The sequence below is a fragment of the Bradyrhizobium sp. Unk1 genome (assembly GCF_059512345.1).
Genome location: NZ_JCAMOP010000042.1, coordinates 16303 through 39178, shown reverse-complemented (window position 1 = coordinate 39178; position 22876 = coordinate 16303). Strand labels below are relative to the sequence as shown.

Genomic DNA, 22876 nt, shown 5'->3' with positions numbered 1-22876 from the left:
TGATCGAAAAGGCGTGAACTCATGAAGCTTCCAGGGCCCGACCACCCCATCACCATCACCCAAAATCCCCGGCGCGTCCGCGTCACGGCCGGCGACATCGTGATCGCCGAGACCAGCAAGGCACTGATCTTGAAGGAAGCCAAATATCCGGCGGTGCAATATGTGCCGCGGGAGGACGCCAACATGGCGCTGCTGGAGCGCACCGACCGCGTCACCCATTGCCCCTACAAAGGGGACGCGAGCTATTACAGCGTCAAGGCCGACGGCAAGACGCTCGACAACGCGATCTGGACCTACGAGACGCCTTTCCCCGCGATGACGGAGATTTCCGGCCATCTCGCCTTCTACCCGGACAAGGTGAAGATCGAGGAAGTGGGGTAGGCTCACCGCGCCGGGGCGGTCGCAGGTCGCTTCCTCTCAGTCGACACAAGGCTCAAGATGCCGCGCAAAGCCGCAAGACTGATTGGGGTCTCGTTGCTGGGCGTGGCCGCCATCCTCATCGTGGTGGCCGCCGCCGGACTGGGTTTTCGCGCCTATCGCCAGCATCTTGCTGCCGAAACCCTCGCGATCCGCTCACCGAAGGGCGTGCAGGAGGGAGGGTTCGTCGACATCGGCGGAATCAAGCAATGGATTCAAATCCGCGGCGAGGATCGGGATAACCCGGTCCTCCTGTTCGTCCATGGCGGGCCCGGAGGCTCCAGCTGGCCAATGTCGTCGGGTTGGCGCCCCTGGGAAAAGCACTTCACCATCGTGCAATGGGACCAGCGCGGCACCGGCCGCACGTATGGGGCCGCCGGAGACACGCTGGCGCCAACCATGACACTGGAGCGAATGGCGCAGGATGGCGTCGAGCTGGCCGAGCATCTGCGCACGCATCTGCACAAGGACAGGATCGTCCTGGTCGGGCATTCCTGGGGCTCGTTCCTGGGAATTCACATGGTGAAGCAACGCCCGGATCTGTTCTCGGCCTATGTCGGCACGGGCCAGGTGGTTGGCAGGACGACCTTCGAGAAGGCATTCGAGCTCACGATCGCGCGCCTGCAACGGCTTGCGGCATCCGCCAACAATCCCGAAGCCCTGGCGGAATTGGCGCCGATCGCTTCACAGCCGACCCTCACCCCGGAAAATCGCCTGATTGCGGACAAATGGAGCAACGCGCTGGGTCTGACGCCCGCCGGCGGCTTCCAGTTCGCCGGCCCCATCCCGCCGCTCTTCATGCCGGATGTCTCGCTGCTCGACTTGTACAACTGGCGCAAGGGCGTCGCCTTCTCGGCCAGGTATCTGACCGGACGGACCGGGCCGATGTTTCAGAGCGACATGGCCTCGATGGGATTCAGATCCCCGATCCCCATGTTCTTCATTGAGGGCGACGCGGACGGCGTGACGCCGGGCGAACCCGCCGAGCAATATTTCAAGGAGATCACGGCCCCGCATAAGGAATTTGTGTGGGTTCGCGGCGGCGATCATTTCATTCCGTTCGATCGTCCTGATGAGTTCTTGGCCGAGCTGATGGCCCGCGTCATGCCATTCGCAGGCAATTGAGGGCCGGCGCCCCGGCCCCCCGGTTCGAACGGCAGCCCGGCTACGCCCTGAAGATCGTGAGCCCCAGTATCAGCAGCACCAGGAAGATCACGACGAAGATATAGAACAGGAAGCGGGCGACATCGGCCGAGGCGGCCGAGAGGCCGGTGAAGCCGAGCACGCCGGCCACGATCGAGATCAAGAGAAAGATCAGCGCCCATTTCAGGATCGTCATAGCCAACTCCGCCTTGGATGCCGCATGTTTTGCGGCCCTCGACCCATTCGCGAACGCTAACTTCGCTGCATGGAACTGGTTCCTGAGGGCCCTCCGCGGGCAAGGCGCGACACAAACTGCGCTTGCTGAATCCGGTTCCCGACGGCACAGTCCGGCCAGGGCAGGAGCGCAATCGGGGCGACCATGATGACGATGTCACATTCCGCGACGATCGGCGCAGAGGCGCACGCCGCGCCGAAAGCCAAGGCGCGCAATCTGTCGCTCGATCGGACCCGCACCTTCCTCACGCTGGTGGTGCTGCTGCACCACGCCGTCATTCCCTACACCTATTTCGGTCACACCGACCCGGCGTCCTGGATCGGCTTCGACATCGTTGTGCTCTGCACCGACAGCTTCTTCATGGCGATGTTCTTCTTCCTGTCGGGACTGTTCACGTGGTCCGGCATCGCGCGCAAGGCGCCGCAGGTTTTCCTGCGCGACCGCCTGTTGCGGCTCGGGCTGCCGTTCGTGATCGCGGCCTTCACGGTCATCCCGCTCGCCTATTACGCGATCGCGCTGCGGCACGATCCCGAGCTGACCTTCGCTTCGTTCTGGTGGAAGACGATCACCGTCGGGCCGTGGCCGAGCGGGCCGATCTGGTTCGTGTGGGTGCTGCTGGCGTTCGACCTGACCGCGAGCATGCTCTACCGGGTCTCAGCCCATCTGGTCGATCCGGTCAACCGCGTTTCGCTGCGCGGATTTGACCAGCCGGCCGTGTTCTGGCTGCTGCTCGCCGTCGTCAGTGCCGTCGTCTACGTGCCCGCGCTGGTCCATTTCGGGGCCAACAAATGGTTCGAGGTCGGACCGTTTTCGGTGCAGGCGAGCCGCGTCCTGCTCTACTTCGCCTATTTCTTCATCGGCGTCAGCGTCGGCGCCGCCAACTTCGATCGCGGTATCCTCAGCGCCGAGGGCCAGTTGCCGAAGAACCGATGGATGTGGGTGATCGCCACGCTGGTCCCCTACTGCCTGATGTGGTGCATGATCTACATCAAGCGCGCAATCCTCGGGAATCCCGGCGTGCTGCCGGACTGGTATCAGGCGATCTACGGCACGTTCGTCGTGCTGTTCTCGGCCGCGATCCTGCTCGCGATCCTCGCCTTCTTCCTGAACCAGAAGTCGCCGGGGCCTAACCTGCTCGACCGCATGCAGGCGGACGCCTACGGCATGTTCCTGGTGCACTACCCGATCGCGCTGTGGATCCAGTATGTGCTGTTCGACTATTCGTGGCCTGCGATCTTGAAAGCGGCGATCGGCTTCGTGCTCACGGTGTTGCTGAGCTGGGGACTGACGGCAATGTTGCGGAAGATTCCGGGCGCGTCACACGTTTTGTAAGGCCGAGGTCTCTCCGTCCGTCATTGCGAGGAGTTCTTGCGACGAAGCAATCCAGTCTGCCGCCGCGGAGACGGTCTGGATTGCTTCGCTTCGCTCGCAATGACGGAGTTCGCGGCGGCGGCTCAGGCCGCCTTCCCGCCCATATACTCCGGCAGCCAGCGCTCGAACGATTTCCGCAGGCTATCGATCGTAACAGGCGCCTCGCCCGCGATCGCGATCGCATCGCCGCCGGTGGTGCCGATGCGCACGCAGGGCACCTCGCAGCCACGCATCTTGGCCAGCACGCGGCCGGCGTCCGCTTCCGGCACGGTGACGAGATAGCGCGCCTGGTCCTCACCGAACCAATAGGCCTGCGGCACGAGCGCCGCCGGCGCCGCCAGCAGTTTTGCGCCGATGCCGCTGGCCATCGCCATCTCGGCGAGCGCGATCAGGAGGCCACCGTCGGAGAGATCGTGCACCGCGGTCGCAGTGCCAGCATGGATCATGCCGCGCACGCAGTCACCGTTGCGCTTCTCGGCCGCGAGGTCGACCGGCGGCGGCGCGCCCTCCTCGCGACCGCAGATGTCGCGCAGATAGACCGACTGGCCGAGCCAGCCGTGGGTTTCGCCGACCAGGAGGATCGCCTCGCCCTCGGCCTTGAAGGCCAGCGAAGCGGACTTGGTGAAATCATCGAGCAGGCCAACGCCGCCGATCGAAGGTGTCGGCAGGATCGCGCGGCCGTTGGTCTCGTTGTAGAGCGAGACGTTGCCGGACACGACCGGGAAATCGAGCGTGCGGCAGGCCTCCGAGATGCCCTTCAGGCAGCCGACGAACTGGCCCATGATCTCGGGCCGTTCAGGATTGCCGAAATTGAGATTGTCGGTGATCGCGAGCGGCTTGCCGCCGACCGCGGTGATGTTGCGCCAGGCTTCCGCCACCGCCTGCTTGCCGCCCTCGAACGGGTCGGCTTCGCAATAGCGCGGCGTGACGTCGACGGTCAGCGCCAGCCCCTTCGGCCCGTCCTGCACGCGCACGACGGCGGCGTCGCCACCGGGACGCTGCAAGGTGTTGCCGAGGATGACGTGGTCGTATTGCTCCCAGACCCAGCGCTTGCTGCACATGTCGGGCGTGCCGATCAGCTTCTCAAGCGCGGCACCGACGCCCATCGGCGCCGGCACGTCGCGCGCATGCACGACCGGCAGCGCAGCGGAGGGCACGTGCGGGCGATCGTAGAGCGGCGCTTCGTCGCCGAGCTCCTTGATCGGCAGGTCGGCCATGACGTCGCCGCCATGCTTGACCACGAAACGCTTGCTCGGCGTGGTGTAGCCGACCACGGCGAAGTCGAGGCCCCATTTCTTGAAGATGGCCTCGGCTTCCTTTTCCTTCTCGGGCTTGAGCACCATGAGCATGCGCTCCTGGCTTTCCGAGAGCATCATCTCGTAGGCGCTCATGCCGGTCTCGCGGGTCGGCACCGCGTCGAGATCGAGGTCGACGCCGAGGTCGCCCTTGGCGCCCATCTCGACCGCCGAGCAGGTCAGGCCGGCCGCGCCCATGTCCTGGATCGCGATGACGCAGCCCTTCTCCATGATCTCGAGGCAGGCCTCGAGCAGCAGTTTTTCGGCGAAGGGATCGCCGACCTGCACGGTCGGGCGCTTCTCCTCGGACTTGTCGTCGAACTCGGCCGAGGCCATCGAGGCGCCGTGGATACCGTCGCGCCCCGTCTTGGAGCCCAGATAGACGATCGGCATGTTCACGCCGGAAGCGGCCGCATAGAAGATCTTGTCGGCGTCGGCGAGGCCCACGGCCATCGCGTTGACGAGGATGTTGCCGTCATAGCGGGTGTGGAAACGCACCTGGCCGCCGACCGTCGGCACGCCGAAGGAATTGCCATAGCCGCCGACGCCGGCCACCACGCCGGAGACGAGATGCCGCGTCCTGGCATGCTCGGGCGCGCCGAAGCTCAGCGCATTGAGGCAGGCGATGGGACGCGCGCCCATGGTGAAGACGTCGCGCAGAATGCCACCGACGCCGGTGGTCGCACCCTGGTAGGGCTCGATGTAGCTCGGGTGGTTGTGGCTCTCCATCTTGAAGACCACGGCCTGGCCGTCGCCGATATCGATCACGCCGGCATTCTCGCCGGGGCCCTGGATCACCCAGGGCGCCTTGGTCGGCAGGCCGCGCAGATGGATACGCGACGATTTGTACGAGCAGTGCTCGTTCCACATCGCCGAGAAGATGCCGAGCTCGGTGAAGGTCGGCTCCCGCCCGATCAGCTTCAGGATGCGCTCGTACTCGTCGGGCTTGAGCCCGTGGGCGGCAACCAGTTCGGGGGTGATCTTGGGTTCGTTCTTCATGGATTCGGGGCTTTCGGCGGCGTTTTGCCGTTCTTAGGAAGATCGGGGGCCTACGAAAAGCCCTTTATGGCGCATTTTCCCGCTGTCCCACGTTTTGCGGCCGGGGGATGCGGGAACAGGAATTGCAAGGTGCGGACGGATCGGATTTAAGGGCTAAAGACCCGTAATTGAAGGCCCAATTCCTTGCACGTGCTGACCAAAGTCCCATCCACCCGCCGCCCCGACCTGCACGTGGCCACCGAAGGTGAGTTCAAGGGTTGGCGAACCTGGATTCGCGACAGCTTTGAGAGCCATATCGGCCCGTTCTGGCACAAAGTCGAGGAAGACGGCAGCGTCCGCTCGGCCTTCCGGGTCGAGAAGAAGCACCTCAACGGCTCCGGAAACGTCCACGGCGGCTGCTTCATGGCATTCGCCGACTATTGCCTGTTCGCGATCGCCACCCACGAGCTGGATGGCCCGGCCGTGACGACGAATTTCGCCTGTGATTTCCTCGACGCGGCCCGCAAGGGCGAGCTGGTCGAATGCGCCGGCGAAGTGTCCCGCGCCGGCGGCTCGCTGATCTTCCTGCGGGGCAAGCTGACCTCGGCCGGGCGGCCGCTGTTCACCTTCTCCGGGACGATCAAGCGGGTGAAGCGGAAGCCGGCACTCCAGCCAAACGCATAGCTCGACGCCTTCCCTTTTCGCACCCCCTCGCCCAGACTTGCGACAAGCGCTCTGGCGCGGGGGAGCAGGAACAAGGTGCCGCAGAGCACATCGTCGGGCCGCACGGCGGCCGCCGCATCATCGTCGCCATCCATCATCGCCACCGGCGTCCGCAACTGGCGCGACTATGCGCTGCTGTTCGCGCTCGCCTGCTGCTGGAGCTCCACCTATCCGCTGGCGAAGCTCGCGCTTCCCACCATCCCGCCTGTCACCTTCATCTCGGCGCGCTCGCTGATCGCGGCCGCCTTTCTGTTCGCGATCCTGTGGGTGCGCGGCCTCAAGCTCCCGACCGATGCGAAGGCCTGGAAGCTGTTCGCAGTCCAGCAGCTGATCAACTCGACCTTTCCGTTCCTGGTCATCACCTGGTCGCAGCAATATGTGCCGGCGTCGAACACGGTGGTGCTGGCCTCGACGACGCCGATCTTCGCTTTCCTGATCACGTCGTTGATCACGCGGCATGAGCCGGCGACGCTGCTGAAGCTCGTGGGCGCAATTCTCGGCCTTGCCGGCACCATCGCCATCGTCGGTCTCGACGCGCTGCGCGGCTTCAGTGGCGAGATCGTGGCCGAGATCGCGATCCTGCTCGCCACCATCTCCTTTGCCTGCGCGACCATCTTTGGCTTGCGGCTCTCCGAATACGATCCGATGGTGGTGGCGACCGGCTCGCTGCTGTTCGGTGGCCTCGTGCTGCTGCCGCCCTCGCTGATCATCGACCAGCCCTGGACACTGCACCCGACGCCGACGGCAATCGTCGCCACCATCGCCATGGGCATCATCTCCAGCGCGCTGGGATTGATGCTGTTCTACATGTGCCTGGTTCGGCTCGGCACGCTGACCACCAACGCGCAGGGATACTTGCGGATTCCGATCGGCGTCGCACTATCGATCGTGCTGCTCGGCGAATCCGTGCCGTCAAACCTCGCGCTCGGTCTCGTGCTGGTCATGGCCGGCGTCGCCACGATGACGATCCCGGGCGATGTTTACAAGCGGTGGCTTGGACGATTGCGCAGGCTCTGAGTGCTAACGCAACGAGGCGCACTAAGGCACAGTCACAACCTGATTGACACATGATGGACGAATGTGAGGTAGTCGCGCGCAAGCCTGTCGTGATGCATCCCTCCCTCAAGGCCCAGCATGGACAGTCGTTCACCACACGCCATTGGCGATTCAAAAGCCGATCGCGTGCCCAGCATTTGGTGGTTCGCACTCGCGCTTGTTCCGCTATTTGCATCCCAGCTCATGCGACTGCATCAGCACACTGCGGCGGGTTGGCTTGTCTGGGACTATGCCGGGCGGATCGCCGCCCTGGCCATCCTTGCAGCGATTCCTGCAGCACGTGCTGTTGCCTATCGACGCGAGCAACGCCGGATTTCTTTTCTTGAGATCGGGGTCTGGATCGCAGGAATTGTACTGCTGGACCGCTTGAGTCAGTGGCCGCGACGACTCATCAATGCGACATTGCCAGCGACCGTCATTGGCAAATACCCGCACCCGACCGGCTGGCTCAACGTCTTCGATCTCATCGTTGGCTTGGCGCTGGTCGCGGCCAGTGAAGAGATCATTTTCAGGCGATTGCTTCGGAACGCGTCACAGCCTTACCTGGGCGATGGGGTCTTTGCTATCCTCATGACGTCTCTGATCTTCGGCGCCTTTCATTGGTGGAGCGGGATCGGAAACATCCTGCTTGCCGCAACAACCGGCATCCTTTTCATGGCGATGTACCGGCGCTCAGGTGCGCTTTGGCCGGTCGTGCTCGTGCATTACCTGGTTGACCTGATCGCCTTCTCTGGCGTTTGGCGTTGAAGCGGCAATCAGCGCGACGCCGACAATTGCTTCTCGGCGATGTTGAGCCACTCGGCCTGCGCCTCGCGCAGATATTTCGGCGCGCGCCGCATCTGGATCAGGAGCTCGTTGAAAACCACGCGCGCCTCGGCGCTGCGGCCGACCATCTGGAGCAGCATGCCGTAGCGCACCCGTGCTTCGGCGCCGGGAAAATAGTCGGTGACGGCGTGATATTCCTCCAGCGCCTCGTCGAGCCGGCCAACCTCGGCAAGCGCGCGGGCATAGAGCAGATGCGCATCGGCGGAATCGAAGTCCGGCCATTGCTTCTGAAGATCATCCAGCGTCGCCAGCGTATCGGCCGGACGCTTTGCGGAGAATTCGGCTTGCGCCTTGCCGAAGGCGTAGGCGGGATCGTGGCCCATCGGCAGCGCCAAAATATGATCGTAATGCTGCTCGGCTTCACCGTAGCGCCCGATCTTCGCGCACTCCTCGGCCAGCGCCGCACGATTGGCGATGGTATCGGTGACAGCCAGCCGGTCGGACAGCTCGCGGTAGCGCTTCTCCGGATCGAGCCGATTGGCGACGCGTTGGCGCGCCTGCCGCGCGCCGGGGCTGGAAAACCATTCCGGGATGAGTTCGACCGCGATATAGGCGAGCGCGCCCATCATCGGCACCAGCAGGATGATGAAAGCCCAGGGCCGCAATCGCCCGGTTCGCGACGCGTGATAGATCAGCGTGATATCGAGCAGCAGAACGACCAAAGCGACGGGCATGTGACATCCGGGAGCACAACGACAGCGTACGCTTCCTGATATCGCAACTCGCGCAGCGAAACAACTTTGAGTTGCTTCCATCCGCGCGGAAATCAGCGACCCCGGATGCACGCGCCTTGATGGCGACGAGGAGTCAGTCGTCTCAAACGCGATTGAGGTTCATGAGACAGCAAGCCCAAACCGCTATGACTTGGGCAGCTATGATTTGGGCGGCTGCTACTTGGCGTCGTCCGCGAGCATCTTCCGGTACTTCTCGACGTCACGCGTCACGAGCTTCTGGAGCACCTCGGGCGTATGCTCGTCGGGATCGGGCGTAACGGTCGACAGATCCGCAAAACGCTTCTTCACCGCGTCGGTTTCCACCGCGGTGCGCGCGGCTGCATTCAGCTTGGCGATGACGGCCTGCGGCGTGCCCTTGGGTGCGAACAGGCCATTCCAGCCCTGCGCTTCGAAGTCCGGCAAGCCCGCCTCGGCAGACGTCGGCAGATCGGGCAGCGTGGCCAGCCGCACGGTCGAGCCGACCACGAGCCCCCGCACCAGCTTCTCGTTGATCGACTGCGAGACGGAGGCGGCGGCGTCGCAGACGCCGTCGATCTGGCTGCCGACCGCGTCGGTGAGCGCAGGCGCCGCGCCGCGATAGCCGACCAGCGTCGCATCGATGCCGGCGGCCGTCACGAAGCTCTTGCAAATGAGGTAATTCGACGAGCCGACACCGGCGTGGCCGAGATTGATCTTGCCGGGGTTGGCCTTGGCGTAGGCGATGAACTCTTTCAGGTCCTTCGCCGGAAAATCCTTGCGAAGCGCGATGATGCCGAACGTCTTCGCGACCATGGCGATCGGGACGAAGGATTCAGGCGTGAACGGCAGTTTGGGATAGATCGTGTAGGTCGCGGCATTGGTGCCGGCGTTGCCGATCGCGATGGTGTAGCCGTCAGGCTCGGCGCGGGAGGCGCGCGCCAGCGCGGTCGAGCCGCCGGCGCCGGCGACGTTCTCGATCACGATGGTCTGGCCGAGCGCGATGCCCATCTGCTCGGCCACCGTGCGCGCGATCACGTCCGACGTGCCGCCGGCCGCGAACGGCACGATCATGGTGAGCGGACGCTTGGGGAAATCCTGCGCGAAGGCGGCGGTCGCGAGCGAAAATGTCGCGAGCGACAGCGCCGCGATCGCGGCGAGAGCCCGCTTCGCCACGAACGCGATCACGCGGCCTTTTCCAGATGGGCAGTGAGGCCGGCGAACAGGCCGCGGCCATCGGTGCAGCCCATGATGTCTTCGACGTGGTTCTCCGGGTGCGGCATCATGCCGAGCACGTTGCCCCTGTCGTTGACGATTCCGGCGATGGATTGCGCCGCGCCATTGATGTTGCTGATATCATCGACCACGCCGTCGGCCGAGCAGTAACGATAGAGCACCCGCCCCTCGCCCTCGAGCCGCTTGATGGTCTCTTCGTCCGCCTCGTAATTGCCCTCGCCATGCGCCACCGGCACGCGGATCACCTGGCCCGCATTGTAGCCGCGGGTGAACGGCGTGTCGGAGCGCTCGACGCGCAGATGCACGTCGTGACAGATGAACTTCAGCCGCGCGTTGCGCATCAAGACGCCGGGCAGCAGGCCGGACTCGCAGAGGATCTGAAAACCATTGCAGACGCCGAGCACGAGACCGCCCTTGGCCGCATAGTCGCGCACCGCGTCCATCACCGGCGATCGCGCCGCAATCGCGCCGCAGCGCAGATAGTCGCCGTAGGAGAAGCCGCCAGGCACCACGACGAGGTCGGTGCCCGCGGGCAGCGACGTCTCGGCGTGCCAGACCATCGCGGGCTCGCTGCCGGAGATCAGCCTCAATGCGCGCGCCATGTCGCGCTCGCGGTTGATTCCGGGAAAGACGAGGATGGCGGCTTTCATGGTTCGGGTTCCGAAGGTGATGGGAATCGGGCTGGCCAAAGAGGGCCAAAATCGTGAAGAGAGATAGCCATTTGACGGGGATTTTACCAGTGCTAGCCTTGCCGGGCGGCCTTGTACACAGGCCATAGCCACGGCACTTTTGCCTGACGATCTTGCCCGGGATTGAAGCCATGAACGTCCCGTCGCGGCCCGCCTCCCCCTCCGAACCGGTGTCCACTCAGGGCGTCATCGCCGCCGGCGCCTATGTCGACGGCCGGCGTGTCGCCAATATCGCCATCAGCGAGGCTTCGAGCTGGCGGGCCAAGCCCGGCCACGTGGTGTGGATCGGGCTGCACGAGCCCGACATGGCGCTGCTCGGCGCCGTGCAGAAGCAGTTCGACCTGCACGACCTTGCCATCGAGGACGCCAACAACGCCCATCAGCGGCCGAAGATCGAGCAATATGGCGAGGCCCTGTTCATCGTGGCGCGGACGGCGCAACTGATCGAGGGCCGGATCGCCTTCGGCGAGACGCACATCTTCGTCGGCGAAAGCTATCTGGTCTCGGTGCGCCATGGCGCCTCGACATCCTACACGCCGGTGCGCGAACGCTGCGAAAGCTGCCCGCGGGCGCTGGCGCGCGGCGAGGACTACATCCTCTACGCCATCCTCGATTTCATCGTCGACAACTACTCGCCCGTGCTGGAGAGCATCCACGAGGAGGTCGAGGGCATCGAGGACGACGTGCTGTCCAAGCCGATCAGCAAGGCGCAGATCGAGCGGCTCTACATGCTGCGCCGCGACCTGTTGCGGCTCAGGACCGCGATCGGCCCGCTGGTGGAAGTCTGCCGCCGCCTCGAGCATGACGAGCTTGCGATGGTGCGCGCGACGATGCAGCCGCTGTTCCGCGACGTCACCGACCACGTCAGGAACATCCAGGAGCGCATCGATTCAATGCGCGAGGTGCTGGCCTTCGCCTTCGAAGCGAGCCTGCTGGTCGGACAGGCGCAGGAGACCGCGGTCTCCAAAACGCTCGCGTCGTGGCTCGCGATCCTCGCCGTCCCCACCGCAGTCGCCGGCATCTACGGGATGAACTTCAAATACATCCCCGAGCTGCAATGGGAATACAGCTATTTCGTCGTCATGGGGATGATGGCCCTCGCCTGCCTCGGATTGTACTGGCGCTTCCGCCGCGTCGGATGGCTGTGAAGCGCCGCGCGGGCTAGACGATCTCGACCCGATAATTCTCGATCACGGTGTTCGCCAAGAGCTTGTCGGCGGCCTCCTTCAGCGCCGCTTCGGCCTTGGCCTTGTCGGCGCCGGCAAGCTCGATGTCGAACACCTTGCCCTGACGAACGCTGGCGACGCCGTCGACGCCGAGCGACTTCAGCGCGCCTTCGATGGCCTTGCCCTGCGGATCGAGGATGCCCGTTTTCAGGGTAACGGTAACACGTGCCTTCACGTCAAATCCCTCTTAGCTCTTCACCAGCACCGGGCCAGTGCCCTGCGGACGCTCGTTCTCCATGAGGATGCCGAGGCGTTTTGCGACTTCGGTGTAAGCCTCGAGCAGGCCGCCGAGATCCCTGCGGAAACGGTCCTTGTCGAGCTTCTCGTTCGACTTGATGTCCCAGAGACGGCAGCTATCCGGCGAGATCTCGTCGGCGACGATGATCCGCATCATCTCGTTCTCGAACAGCCGGCCGCACTCCATCTTGAAGTCGACGAGGCGGATGCCGATGCCGAGGAAGAGGCCGGTGAGGAAATCGTTGACGCGGATGGCGAGCGCCATGATGTCGTCGATCTCCTGCGGCGTGGCCCAGCCGAAGGCGGTGATGTGCTCTTCCGACACCATGGGGTCGTTGAGCTGGTCGTTCTTGTAGTAGAATTCGATGATCGAACGGGGCAGCTGCGTGCCCTCCTCGATGCCGAGGCGCTGCGACAGCGAACCGGCGGCAACGTTCCGCACCACCACTTCCAGCGGCACGATCTCGACCTCGCGAATCAATTGTTCGCGCATGTTGAGGCGGCGGATGAAATGGGTCGGCACCCCGATGTCGTTGAGGTGCTGAAACAGGTACTCCGAGATCCGGTTGTTGAGGACACCCTTGCCCTCGATCACCTGATGCTTTTTCGCATTGAACGCGGTGGCGTCATCCTTGAAGTGCTGGATCAGGGTACCGGGCTCCGGGCCTTCGTAAAGAACCTTTGCCTTGCCTTCATAAATACGACGCCGACGGCTCATGGGGATGTACCGTGTTTTGTTGAAATCCATGTATTTGGTGTGCTCCGGTTACCAGGTTACGACCCACAGCGGAGCTGCCGTGAACGGCTGGGAACCCGTCTATAACCCCTTGGAAACAGAACGGGAACCAAGCCTTCAGGCAACCTATCCGATTGGCTGTCCCAGCACAATCGATCCGGCCGCCCGGCATCAACTTATACCGTCTTGCCTGCGGCTTAACGGCTCGTTGTTTTGCCGATTCGTGCCCCCTATCTAGGCATGCGCCGGGGCCGTCGCAACGACGGCCGCCGGATCCAGTCAGCAGGGAATTGGAAAAGGCATGAGCAGTTTGGACAAGCGCGAGGAAGGCTTCGAGAAGAAATTCGCCCTCGACGAGGAGCAGAAATTCAAGGCGGAAGCCCGCCGCAACCGGCTGCTCGGCCTTTGGGCCGCCGAGAAGCTCGGCATCACCGGCGAGGCCGCCACCGCCTACGCCAAGGAAGTGGTCGCGGCCGATTTCGAGGAGGCCGGCGATGCCGACGTCCTGCGCAAGGTCATGGCCGATTTCGCCGCCAAGAACGTCGCCATCACCGAACAGGCGATTCGCGCCAAGATGAGCGAATTGATCGCCGTGGCCGCGGCCGAGGTGAAGGCGGGCAAATAGGCGAACTAGGGAGCGGCGGGTAGCGAATGAGCCCATTCGCTACTCGCTGTTCGCCATTGGCGTCCCTCACCCCTCCTTGAAGCCGTATTCCGGCACATTGCCGCTGGCGCCGTAATATTTGTACGGCAAAAACTTGCCGCTCATGGTGATCTTGACGCGGTCGCCCTTCGGGTTGGCGACGCGCTCCATTGCCATGTCGAAGTCGATCGCCGACATAATGCCGTCGCCGAATTCCTCCTCGATCAGCGCCTTCCACGCCGGACCGTTGACCATCACCATCTCGTAGAAGCGATAGATCAGCGGATCGGTCGGCGGCATCGGCGTGCCGGTGCCGCGCATCGGCACCTCGTTGAGCATCGTGGTCTCGGCCTTCGACAGGCCGAACAGCTCGCCGGCATTGGCGGCCTGCGGTTTCGTCAGCTTCATCTGGCCGAGGATCGCACCGACGATCAGCACCTCGGAATAGCCGCCGACCTTGTCGCAGATGTGTTTCCAGCTCCAGCCGTTCTCGCGCTTGATGTCGAGCAGCTTTTCGGTGAGGTCTTCGCGCTTCATGTCAGGGTCTCCCTTGGCCAGGCATCGTGTCACGTCGTTTGTGCCGCTTTGGGAGGCACGAAACGTGCCAATAAATGAGGCTTGAGGCGTCACCGCCCCGACCTCCCCTCACGCGGTAAAGCCTCCGTGAACCGCTTGATCGCCTCGAGCACCGGCTGCTGGTCGCCGGCAAAGAACCAATGGTCATTGCCGTCGAGCTCGACGAATTCCGCACCGGTGATCCGGCTCGCGATGTCGCGCCCGGCCGCGATCCGCACGGCCTTGTCGTCCCGCCGATGCAGCACCAGCGTCGGCACCGCAATCCGCGCCAGAAGGTGTCGCACGTCGGCGTCGCGAAAGGCCTCGAGCACGGCGGAGATTCCGCCCGGACTGGACGCCGCGCGCAACAGCCCCGCCCACCAGGCGCGCGCCTGCGGATCATTGGCCAGGCTCGGCGCGAAGGCTTCGATCCCGACCGGGCCGCCCCATTGCGCAATCAGGTGCTTGCTCCAGGCATCATACTGGCTGGCGCGCAGTGCGTGCGGATAGTCCTCCGACCAGCAGCCCTTGGCCAGTGCGCCGAACAGGATGAGCCCGGCCACATGGCGGGATTGCTCGACCGCAAATTTGATGCAGGCCGGCCCGCATTCGGATGCGCCAAACAGCACGACGCGGCGCGAGTCCGCCGCCCGCAGCACGGTGCCGATGTCGTCCGCGGTGACGTCGATGCCGGGGGCCGATCCGACCCGGTCGGACAGGCCGATGCCGCGGCGATCGAAAACGATCAGCCGCCCAAGTCTCATCAATGAGGCCAGAAACGTCCGGCTCGCCGGATGCTCCCAGGCGCGTTCCACATGCGAGACGAAGCCGGGCATGACCAGGATGTCGAGCGGACCGCTGCCATAGGTCTGATACGCCAGATGCACGCCGGCGCCCTTCACATAGCGTGTCGCTGGAAGAGCATCGCGCAGCGGCGCGGCCGCGCGACTCATGAGCGCTTCGGTCTCCGCTTCCGGCGTGACGCCAAGCTCGTCGCGCAGCCGCTGCGCCAGTGCGGCGTGATGCCGTTCCGCCGCGCTTCGGTCGCCCGCAAGCAGGAGGCTGCGGATCAGGTGCCGGCCATACACCTCGCTGAGCGGATCGAGCTCGACCAGACGGCCCGCATGCAGTGTCGCGGCGAGATGATCGCCGGCAGCATTCCTGTCCTGCACCAGACGTTCGAGCGCCTGCACGAGCCGTCCCCGCAACGCCTCGCGGCGAAAGAACGCCCAATCGTCGAATTCGGGACAGTCGTCCGGAGAAAAGCCCGCCAGGAAGTCACCGCGATAGATCCGGCAGGCCTCTTCAAACGCACCGCGATCGCAGGCGCTCTCGAACAGATGCGAGTCGATCTTCAGCTCGACCTCCGGGGACCAGCGCAAGCTTGTGCGGTCGGTCTCGAAAACCGCCTGGCCGAGCGTGAGTTCGACGCGGTGAAGCAGACGCCGCAATCGCGCAAGGCACGTCTCGCGGGACGTCTCGGGCCACAGCAGCGTGGCAATGACGTCGCGCGCGACGGGGGCTTTGGCTTCCGCGAGATAGACCAGCAGCGCAAGTCCCTTGCGCAAGGCCAGCTTGATCAGGCGGTCGTCGGCATGGACCTCGGGGAACCCGAACGTGCCAAGCGAAAAGGCCGTCATGGAGATCCTTCCTCCCCGGTCGGCGCCCCGGGGGACGCGCAGGGGACGGTCCAGCGATAGCAGTCAGGCCAGATCGAGCCCGCTCGCCAGCGAGCAGCTCAGGCTCCTGAATGCGGCACCGCCGTGTCAGGCACAATAGGAAAAACCATGTTCGCGCGCCTCGCAATCCTGCTCTACGCCATCGTGAGCTACGCCGTCTTCACGGCTTCATTCCTCTACGCGCTCGGCTTCGTCGGCAATTATGTCGTGCCCAAGTCAATCGACACGTCGATCGACGTCGGCGCGCCTGCGAATTTGGGTGAGGCCATCGTCGTCAACCTGCTGCTGATGAGCCTGTTTGCCATCCAGCACAGCGTCATGGCGCGCCCGGCCTTCAAGCGCTGGTGGGCGGGAAGCCTTCCCATCGCCTGCCAGCGCAGCACCTATGTGCTGCTCTCGAGCCTGATCCTCCTGCTGCTGTTCTGGCAGTGGCGTCCGATCCCGGCGCCGATCTGGCAGGCCAGCGGAATTACAGCGTGGCTCCTGACCGGCGTGCATTGGCTCGGCTGGCTGATCGTGTTCGCCTCGACCTGCATGATCGATCATTTCGATCTGTTCGGCCTGCGCCAGGCTCTCTTCGCGTTGCGCGGAGCCGACATGCCTGGTCAATCCTTCCGGACGCCGCTGCTCTACAAGATCGTGCGGCATCCGCTCATGCTGGGCTTTCTGCTCGCGTTCTGGGCGACGCCCGAGATGACCGCCGGCCATCTGCTGTTCGCGATCGCGAACACGGCCTACATCCTGGTCGCCCTGCAGTTCGAGGAGCGGGACCTGATCGCCGAGTTCGGCGCGACCTATCAGGACTATCGCCGGCGCGTTCCCATGCTGTTGCCGCGCATTTTCGGAGCGCCCCGATGAAAGCGGTTCTGTGCAATTCGTTCACTGGCCCTGCGGATCTGCGCCTCGGTGAGATCGCTGCGCCGCGACCTGCCGACGACGAGATTCTCATCGATGTCCACGCGGCGTCCGTGAGCTTCATGGACCAGCTGCTGGTCTCGGGCCTCTACCAGATGCGGCCGCCGACGCCCTTCGTGCCCGGCACCGAAGCTTCCGGCGTCGTCGTCGCGGTCGGCGACAAGGTCACGATGTTCGCACCCGGCGATCGCGTGGCGTGCAGTGCCTGGACCGGCGGCTACGCCGAACGGATGATTGCGAAGGAATCGAAGAGCGTGCGGCTACCGGATGGCGTCGCGTTCGAAGCCGCGGCGACGGTGCTGCACAATTACGGCACGGCCTATTATGCGCTGGTCGAGCGGGCTCGGGCGCAGCGCGGCGAAACCCTGTTCGTCACCGGCGCAGCCGGCGGGGTTGGCCTTGCCGCCGTCGACCTCGGCCATCATCTCGGCCTGCGCGTCGTCGCCGGCGTCGGCTCCGACGACAAGGCCGCCCTGGTGCGCGGTTACGGCGCCAGCGAGGTCATCAACTATCGCAGCGAGGACCTGCGCGACCGGATCAAGTCGATCACATCGGGAGACGGCATCGATATCGGCTTCGACAATGTCGGCGGCGCGATCTTCGAGCAGATGGCCCGATCGATGAAGTGGGGCGGACGGCTAATGCCGATCGGCTTCACCAGCGGCGAAATTCCACAGATCCCGATGAACCTGCCTCTCCTGAAAAACTATGCCATCATCGGCGTCTTTGTCGGCGCCTGGGCGGAGAAATTCTCCGCGGAAGCCGCACGCATGAATGATACGCTGATGCAATTGCTGGCCGACGGAAACATCCGCCCGCACATCGATCGCGTCCTCCCTTTGGAGGAGGCCGGCGACGCCATGCGCGCCGTCGCCAATCGCACGGTTCAGGGACGAATTGTCCTCAAGATCAGGTAGACTGGGCCCGACGACGAAGAGAGGACAGAACCGATGACCGGGATCATCATCGACAAGCGCTTTTGCGGTCCTCCGAACTCCGGGAACGGCGGCTATGTCTGCGGGCGGCTGGCCCGCCACATTCCCGGCGACGGAGAGGTGACGCTACGCGCGCCGCCTCCCCTGGACAAACCGCTCGCTGCGGTCGCGACCGACGACGGCACATGGGAGCTTCGCGACGGCGCCAAAGTCGTCGCGACCGGGCGAGCGACGAGCGTTGAACTCACGCGCGTAGAGACAGCCACCTTGCAGGAAGCACGCGCAGCCGAATTGCTGACGCCTGTGAAACCGCACGAGCATCCGCTGCCGAACTGTTTCGTCTGCGGTCCCGCAAGAGCGAAAGGCGACGGCCTGCGCATCTTCGCCGGTCCGCTCGGACGTCACAACGCCGTTCTCGCGGCGAGTTGGACGCCGGCTGCTAATCTGACAGCCGAAGATGGTTTGGTCGCGCCAGAATTTCTCTGGTCGGCGCTCGATTGTCCTACCGGCTTTGCCTGCAATTGCGATCAGCAGAGCGCGACCTTCGACAAGACGCCACTGCTGCTGGGCCGGATGTCGGCACGGATCGAAGCCCGGCCGCGCCCCGGAGACCGCTGCGTCATCACGGCTTGGCCAACCGGCCGCGACGGCCGCAAGCGTACGGCCGAGGCCGCGCTCCACGATGAAGCCGGGAAGTTGCTGGCCGTGGCCCGTACGACATGGATTGCGGTGGAACGCGAGGTGCAGCTCGGGCGTACCTCGTAGGGTGGGCAAAGGCGCGAAGCGCCGTGCCCATCACTCCTATCTCAGCTCCGTTGAGCGACATGGTGGGCACGCTTCCGCCTGCTCTCTTCGAGCTACGGCGGACAAGTCGCTTTGCCCTCCCTACCTCTAATCACGCAACACATCCGTCGCCGCACCTTCGGCCTGCACCAATCCGCATTCTCCTGCACGCCAGCGGCCGCGCTTGCGACGGTTTACCTTGCGTCAAGCACGCCCGGCAATCGATGGCTGTCTTAAAAGGCTTGTTAGGAGCGGTCATCGTTGTTGGCGCCCGGAATACGGGGACGCTCTGCAATGCAATCGGACGAGGGACTCTACAGTGCGCCACGCTGGCGCCTGACACGCTGGCTCGCCGAGCCGGGGCTAGGTGTTCCCGACGACATCCGCGCCGCGCTCATTGTCCAGCTCTATGGATCGTTGCCGGTTTTTGCTGCCGGCGCCGTCAACACCGTTGCCGTCGCCGCCGTGATCGCTGGCCGCAAGCAGACCGCACCATTCATTGTCTGGCTGGTCATGGAGATCGCGATCAGCCTGGCCCGCCTCGCCGTGCTCGTCAGCGCGCATCGCAGGGCGCGTGCCCACCGCCCGACGCCGACCGACCTTCATCTCCTGCTCGCGGTCGCCTGGAGCGCCAGCGTTGGATTTGGCGTCGTTGCCAGCCTGGCCAGCGCGGACTGGGTCGTCGCCATGCTGGCCTCGCTCTCGGCGGCGGCGATGGTCGGCGGCATCTGCTTCCGCAATTTCGGCGCGCCGCGGCTGGCCGGGACCATGATCCTGCTGAGCCTCGGTCCCATCATCCCCGGCGCTGCGTTCGCCGGCGAGCCGCTGTTCTACATCGTCTACCTCCAGGTGCCGATGTATCTGGCCGCGATGACGGCCGCCGCCTTCCGCCTCAACCGGATGCTGATCACCACCATGCGCGCCGAACGCGAGAACAGCCATCGCGCGCATCATGATGCACTCACGGGGCTGCTCAATCGCGCGGGCTTCGTCGAGGCGCTCAGCGCCAGACTTGGAGCCCACGCCGAACGACGGTTCGCTGTGATGTTCTTCGATCTCGACGACTTCAAACCGGTCAACGACACGTTCGGACATGCGGCGGGCGACGAGGTCCTGAAAGCGGTGGCCGGGCGCGTGCGCCGGGCGCTGCCGGACGGCGCGGTGGTCGCCCGGATGGGCGGGGACGAGTTCGTCGTGCTCGTCGACGGCGTCACGGCCGAAATGGCCCAGGAGGCGGGACACCGCCTCATCAGCGAGGTCGCCGTCTCCTATGAGCTCGGCGGCGAGGTGCGCGCCGGTGTCGGCGCCAGCGTCGGCATTGCGATGTCGCCGGATCATGGCGCCGAAGTCGAGGAATTGCTCGCGGTCGCCGATGCAGCACTTTACGAGGCGAAGTCAGGCGGCAAATCGCGTTGCTGCCTGGCCTCGGTCGAGACCAACCTCGCCGCGTTACGTCGCCTCCAGCAGAGCGGCCCGAAAGCCCCGGTCGCAAGCGCCGCCTGACGCAGTACGACTAACGCACCCCACAAGCGCGATCTCGTAGGGTGGACAAAGGCGCGTAGCGCCGTGCCCACCACTGCTGTCCCGGCACGTCGATTGATGGTGGGCACGCTTCCGTTTTGCCCACCCTACGCTGTCGTCTAAACTAGACTGGACAGTGCCCAAACGTCGCTAGGGGCTCGCAGCGAGCGCCTTGAGCTCGGCCGCGGCCGCCTGTGCCTCCACGAAGGTCGGCGGGCAATCGGCAAGCGCCAGTCCGAAAAGCCGCCGCGCCTGCTCTTTCGCACCGCGTTGCAGGGCGAACTCGGCGGAGTAGAAGTTCGCCTCACATATTTGGCCAGACCGCTTAGCAGGAAGCGGATCGTTGGCTGCTCGCAACACCTCCTCTGCCGTCACTTCTCCAAGAAATAGTCGGACAATGGGAGCAGGCCAAGCAGTCATATCGAGCTTCATCGTCGCGGCCGCAAGCCGGCTCGGCGCTCCGCTGCGCATGCTTACGATCTCTCGCCACAACGCTGCGTAGACATCCCTGGGATCGAGCGACGTTGCTCGATCGAAATCCGCGAGAGCTTTGGTCAGTGAGCCGCTCTGGAAGTAAGCGAGCGCCCGTGACCGATGGGCCAACGCATCTTCTGGGTCCAATTGGATTGCCCGGTCGGCGTCGACGATTGCGCGGGCGAAGTCGCCCTTTGCGTTGTAAGCTCTGGCTCGGTAATCAAACGCGTCCTTATCTCTCGCGTTGATCCGAAGCGCTTGATCGTAGTCATCAATAGCGTGATCGATGTCCCCCTTTTCATAATACGTGGCGCCGCGCGCCAGAAATATACGGCCATCAATTCCTTCCGGCTCGCTCGCGGCGGCGTCTCCGCCGACGGGAGCGGCAAGATCGTCGCCCTTGCGATTTGGCTCATTTTGATTCTTTCGAAGCGCCTGATCCTGAGATGTGAGTTGCACCGACCGGGTGTAGTCGCCAATCGCCCTGTCATAGTCTCCCTTCCTTGAATAGATGAGACCTCGGGCGTAGTGGGCAATGCGATTCCTTGAGTTCAGTTGAATCGTGCGGTCGAGATCGGCGAGAGCGCGGTCAAAATCTCCGAGATTATAATGCGCGACGGCTCGGCAGTAGTAAGCGCGTTCGGCCGTCGGATCGGCTTCGATTGCAGCGCTGTAGTCTGCAATGGCGAGCTCGTACTCACCCTTGATGTTGTTAGCACTGCCTCGATTGAAATAAATCCGAGCAATGTTCTGCCGATCGTACTCGTCCAGCCGCAGTAGCGAAGTACAGGCCGCAATTCGTTCGTCGGGCGAGACTTTGGTCTGGGCGCTGCACTTCTGTTCGTCAGCAGAGTTTGCGGCCGCAGGCGAAACAAGCGCGATCATTGCCAATGTCGCTACCGTACTCGAGAGCACGCGGCCTACCCTTCCGATCATGGAGCCCCCGATGATATCAAGCAGCTCGTCATAGCAATCGGAAGGGCTCTTGCACAGCTCTTGGTTGCAAAAACCCAGCCAGATCGAGGTCAGGTCATTCCCTGGATCATCCCCTGCAACCGCACCAACTCCGCCTCGAGATCGCGCTCCACGTCCGCTGCCCGGATCTCCAGCACGCGATAGTCGCGCGCCTCCAGCCACGTCCGCCGGCCCGCGCGATCGGCCGCGATGGTCTCGCCCTCGCCCGGATTGACCAGCTCGATCGCGATCCGGTGCGGGAACGAGACGAAATCGGGAATGTGGCGGCCGACCGGGGTCTGGCGCTTGAACGCTCCTGCGAAGCGGCGGTCGCGGGTCAGGGCCTGCCAGAGCAGGCGCTCGGCATCGGTCGGGTTGCGGCGGAGCAGGCGAGCAAGGCCGCGCACGGTCGAGCCGCTGTCGGGCACGCCGCCGCCCTGGCCGTGCTCGGCGAGAAGCGCGCGCAGGCGCGTGGCCTGCTCGCCGTCGAGCACGCCGCCCTTGGCCGGGCCCTTGCGCCCTTCCGCGATCGCCATCACGACCCCGTGCAGGGTGTGCATGTCCTGCTTGGTCGGCTCCATGCGGCTAAAAATGTTGCGCAGATTGACCAGCATGGTGTCGCGTTTCTCGGCCGGGCGCAGGAATTCGACCCGGTCGAGCTCGCGGATGAGATTGTCGAAGAAGGCCTGCATCTGGTGCTGCGAGGCGCGTTCGGAACGCTCGGGCATGCTGTGCGGCAGCTCGCCTGACGTTGCCCGCTTGAACCATTCATAGCCGACCAGCAGCACGGCCTGGGCGAGGTTGAGCGAGGCAAAGCCCGGATTGACCGGGAAGGTGATGATGCGGTTGGAGAGGCCGACCTCCTCGTTGGTCAGCCCCCAGCGCTCGCGGCCGAACAGGATGCCGGCCTTGCCGCCTGTGGCGATGTGCCCCGAGATCTCGGTCGCAGCCGCCTCGGGCCCCACCACCGGCTTGGCCTGGTCATGGGGACGCGCGGTGGTGGCGAACAGCAGGTCGAGATCGGCGACCGCCTCGCCGACCGTGTCGAACAATTCGACTTTTTCCAGAATGTAGTCGGCACCGGCGGCGGCCCGCTGGGCCGCAATGTTAGGCCAGCCGTCGCGGGGGTTGACGATGCGCAAGGCGCCAAGCGCAAAGTTGCCCATGGCGCGCGCACACATGCCGATGTTTTCGCCGAGCTGCGGCTCGACCAGGATCACGATGGGACCATCGAGGGCGAGGCCCACCTTGCTCTTGTCAGTCCCCGACATCTCGTTTCGCTTTCACACTGGTTCGCAAGGCCTCGGGTTCTCAAGACCTTGGGTTCTCAAGGCCTTGGCAAGGCGTTCTTCAGGAATTGATTCAAAGCCGGCCTTGCCCCGATCCTTGGGGCCGGCCGCCCGTTCGCCTGTCGTTTGCCTGTCCTGACGAAATTCTCAAGGGAAATAACGGGTTGGATTCGACTTTTGAATCTCTTCTGAAGCCTGAGGCCCGCCCCCGCGGCAGGGCCCGTCCCGCCCCCCATCTGGGCAAGCTGGATGAGCTAAAAGTGCATAATCCC

General features: G+C 64.3%; 23 protein-coding genes. 12 read left to right on the top strand and 11 right to left on the bottom strand.

Annotation, left to right across the window (positions count from 1 at the left end):
* Nucleotides 1-21: 21 nt before the first annotated feature.
* Both AC5ZFO_RS37695 and AC5ZFO_RS37690 read left to right on the top strand, forming a co-directional pair.
* The gene (locus AC5ZFO_RS37695; RefSeq protein WP_014494138.1) at nucleotides 22-381 is read left to right on the top strand and encodes a DUF427 domain-containing protein; all 360 of its coding nucleotides are present in this window, start codon (nucleotides 22-24) and stop codon (nucleotides 379-381) included.
* A 57-nt stretch (nucleotides 382-438) separates the two neighbouring features.
* The gene (locus AC5ZFO_RS37690; RefSeq protein ID WP_496123447.1) at nucleotides 439-1542 is read left to right on the top strand and encodes an alpha/beta fold hydrolase; all 1104 of its coding nucleotides are present in this window, start codon (nucleotides 439-441) and stop codon (nucleotides 1540-1542) included.
* A 40-nt stretch (nucleotides 1543-1582) separates the two neighbouring features.
* Here AC5ZFO_RS37690 and AC5ZFO_RS37685 read toward each other — a convergent pair whose 3' ends face one another.
* Complete coding sequence (locus AC5ZFO_RS37685) at nucleotides 1583-1756, bottom strand: DUF1328 domain-containing protein (RefSeq protein WP_014494135.1); 174 nt, start codon at nucleotides 1754-1756, stop codon at nucleotides 1583-1585.
* Nucleotides 1757-1939: 183 nt separating this feature from the next.
* Between AC5ZFO_RS37685 and AC5ZFO_RS37680 the strand changes: the two genes are divergently transcribed.
* Nucleotides 1940-3127 carry an acyltransferase family protein gene (locus AC5ZFO_RS37680; RefSeq protein WP_496123446.1) on the top strand — a complete coding sequence of 396 codons (1188 nt, stop codon included), beginning with the start codon at nucleotides 1940-1942 and terminating at the stop codon, nucleotides 3125-3127.
* A 122-nt stretch (nucleotides 3128-3249) separates the two neighbouring features.
* Here AC5ZFO_RS37680 and purL read toward each other — a convergent pair whose 3' ends face one another.
* Nucleotides 3250-5460 (bottom strand): phosphoribosylformylglycinamidine synthase subunit PurL, encoded by a 2211-nt coding sequence (purL, locus tag AC5ZFO_RS37675; protein WP_282523108.1) that lies wholly within the window; start codon nucleotides 5458-5460, stop codon nucleotides 3250-3252.
* 183 nt (nucleotides 5461-5643) lie between these two features.
* Between purL and AC5ZFO_RS37670 the strand changes: the two genes are divergently transcribed.
* The 3 genes from AC5ZFO_RS37670 to AC5ZFO_RS37660 all read left to right on the top strand — a co-directional run bounded on the left by AC5ZFO_RS37670 (nucleotide 5644) and on the right by AC5ZFO_RS37660 (nucleotide 7965).
* Entirely contained in the window at nucleotides 5644-6123 is a 480-nt protein-coding gene (locus AC5ZFO_RS37670; protein ID WP_282523107.1) for a PaaI family thioesterase, read from the top strand.
* Nucleotides 6124-6198: 75 nt separating this feature from the next.
* Entirely contained in the window at nucleotides 6199-7179 is a 981-nt protein-coding gene (locus AC5ZFO_RS37665; protein ID WP_282523106.1) for a DMT family transporter, read from the top strand.
* A gap of 117 nt (nucleotides 7180-7296) precedes the next feature.
* The gene (locus tag AC5ZFO_RS37660; protein WP_282523105.1) at nucleotides 7297-7965 is read left to right on the top strand and encodes a CPBP family intramembrane glutamic endopeptidase; all 669 of its coding nucleotides are present in this window, start codon (nucleotides 7297-7299) and stop codon (nucleotides 7963-7965) included.
* A gap of 8 nt (nucleotides 7966-7973) precedes the next feature.
* Here the strand turns inward: AC5ZFO_RS37660 and AC5ZFO_RS37655 are convergent, their stop codons facing one another.
* From AC5ZFO_RS37655 to purQ, 3 genes are all read right to left on the bottom strand, one after another.
* Nucleotides 7974-8717, bottom strand: coding sequence for a tetratricopeptide repeat protein (locus AC5ZFO_RS37655; protein ID WP_282523104.1), 744 nt, complete (start codon nucleotides 8715-8717; stop codon nucleotides 7974-7976).
* 216 nt (nucleotides 8718-8933) lie between these two features.
* Nucleotides 8934-9920, bottom strand: coding sequence for a tripartite tricarboxylate transporter substrate binding protein BugD (locus tag AC5ZFO_RS37650; RefSeq protein ID WP_282523103.1), 987 nt, complete (start codon nucleotides 9918-9920; stop codon nucleotides 8934-8936).
* The gene (gene purQ / locus AC5ZFO_RS37645) at nucleotides 9917-10618 is read right to left on the bottom strand and encodes a phosphoribosylformylglycinamidine synthase subunit PurQ (protein WP_282523102.1); all 702 of its coding nucleotides are present in this window, start codon (nucleotides 10616-10618) and stop codon (nucleotides 9917-9919) included. The genes AC5ZFO_RS37650 and purQ overlap by 4 nt, the downstream gene beginning before the upstream one ends.
* 170 nt (nucleotides 10619-10788) lie before the next feature.
* On the opposite strand from purQ, the gene AC5ZFO_RS37640 reads away from it, so the two are divergent.
* Complete coding sequence (locus AC5ZFO_RS37640) at nucleotides 10789-11805, top strand: magnesium and cobalt transport protein CorA (RefSeq protein WP_282523101.1); 1017 nt, start codon at nucleotides 10789-10791, stop codon at nucleotides 11803-11805.
* 13 nt (nucleotides 11806-11818) lie between these two features.
* Here AC5ZFO_RS37640 and purS read toward each other — a convergent pair whose 3' ends face one another.
* Entirely contained in the window at nucleotides 11819-12058 is a 240-nt protein-coding gene (gene purS, locus AC5ZFO_RS37635) for a phosphoribosylformylglycinamidine synthase subunit PurS (protein ID WP_014494125.1), read from the bottom strand.
* Between the two features lie 12 nt (nucleotides 12059-12070).
* Complete coding sequence (purC, locus tag AC5ZFO_RS37630; protein ID WP_172782948.1) at nucleotides 12071-12838, bottom strand: phosphoribosylaminoimidazolesuccinocarboxamide synthase; 768 nt, start codon at nucleotides 12836-12838, stop codon at nucleotides 12071-12073.
* A 319-nt stretch (nucleotides 12839-13157) separates the two neighbouring features.
* Between purC and AC5ZFO_RS37625 the strand changes: the two genes are divergently transcribed.
* Nucleotides 13158-13481: a DUF1476 domain-containing protein gene (locus tag AC5ZFO_RS37625; protein ID WP_014494124.1), complete on the top strand. Its 324-nt coding sequence runs from the start codon at nucleotides 13158-13160 to the stop codon at nucleotides 13479-13481.
* A 66-nt stretch (nucleotides 13482-13547) separates the two neighbouring features.
* On the opposite strand, the gene cynS is transcribed toward AC5ZFO_RS37625, so the two are convergent.
* Entirely contained in the window at nucleotides 13548-14036 is a 489-nt protein-coding gene (gene cynS / locus AC5ZFO_RS37620; protein WP_496123444.1) for a cyanase, read from the bottom strand.
* 89 nt (nucleotides 14037-14125) lie between these two features.
* Entirely contained in the window at nucleotides 14126-15694 is a 1569-nt protein-coding gene (locus tag AC5ZFO_RS37615; protein ID WP_282523099.1) for a bifunctional AfsR/SARP family transcriptional regulator/alpha/beta hydrolase, read from the bottom strand.
* A 147-nt stretch (nucleotides 15695-15841) separates the two neighbouring features.
* Between AC5ZFO_RS37615 and mddA the strand changes: the two genes are divergently transcribed.
* The 4 genes from mddA to AC5ZFO_RS37595 all read left to right on the top strand — a co-directional run bounded on the left by mddA (nucleotide 15842) and on the right by AC5ZFO_RS37595 (nucleotide 19869).
* Complete coding sequence (gene mddA / locus AC5ZFO_RS37610) at nucleotides 15842-16591, top strand: methanethiol S-methyltransferase (protein WP_282523098.1); 750 nt, start codon at nucleotides 15842-15844, stop codon at nucleotides 16589-16591.
* Nucleotides 16588-17565, top strand: coding sequence for an NADPH:quinone oxidoreductase family protein (locus AC5ZFO_RS37605; RefSeq protein WP_496123443.1), 978 nt, complete (start codon nucleotides 16588-16590; stop codon nucleotides 17563-17565). The genes mddA and AC5ZFO_RS37605 overlap by 4 nt, the downstream gene beginning before the upstream one ends.
* A gap of 33 nt (nucleotides 17566-17598) precedes the next feature.
* On the top strand, nucleotides 17599-18348 hold the full coding sequence (locus AC5ZFO_RS37600; protein ID WP_282523096.1) for a PaaI family thioesterase: 750 nt from the start codon (nucleotides 17599-17601) through the stop codon (nucleotides 18346-18348).
* A 312-nt stretch (nucleotides 18349-18660) separates the two neighbouring features.
* Nucleotides 18661-19869, top strand: a complete 1209-nt coding sequence (locus AC5ZFO_RS37595; RefSeq protein ID WP_282523095.1) for a GGDEF domain-containing protein — start codon at nucleotides 18661-18663, stop codon at nucleotides 19867-19869.
* Nucleotides 19870-20037: 168 nt separating this feature from the next.
* Here the strand turns inward: AC5ZFO_RS37595 and AC5ZFO_RS37590 are convergent, their stop codons facing one another.
* The gene (locus AC5ZFO_RS37590) at nucleotides 20038-21246 is read right to left on the bottom strand and encodes a tetratricopeptide repeat protein (RefSeq protein WP_282523094.1); all 1209 of its coding nucleotides are present in this window, start codon (nucleotides 21244-21246) and stop codon (nucleotides 20038-20040) included.
* Nucleotides 21247-21386: 140 nt separating this feature from the next.
* Entirely contained in the window at nucleotides 21387-22586 is a 1200-nt protein-coding gene (locus AC5ZFO_RS37585) for a TrmJ/YjtD family RNA methyltransferase (protein ID WP_282523093.1), read from the bottom strand.
* Between the last annotated feature and the right edge of the window lie 290 nt (nucleotides 22587-22876).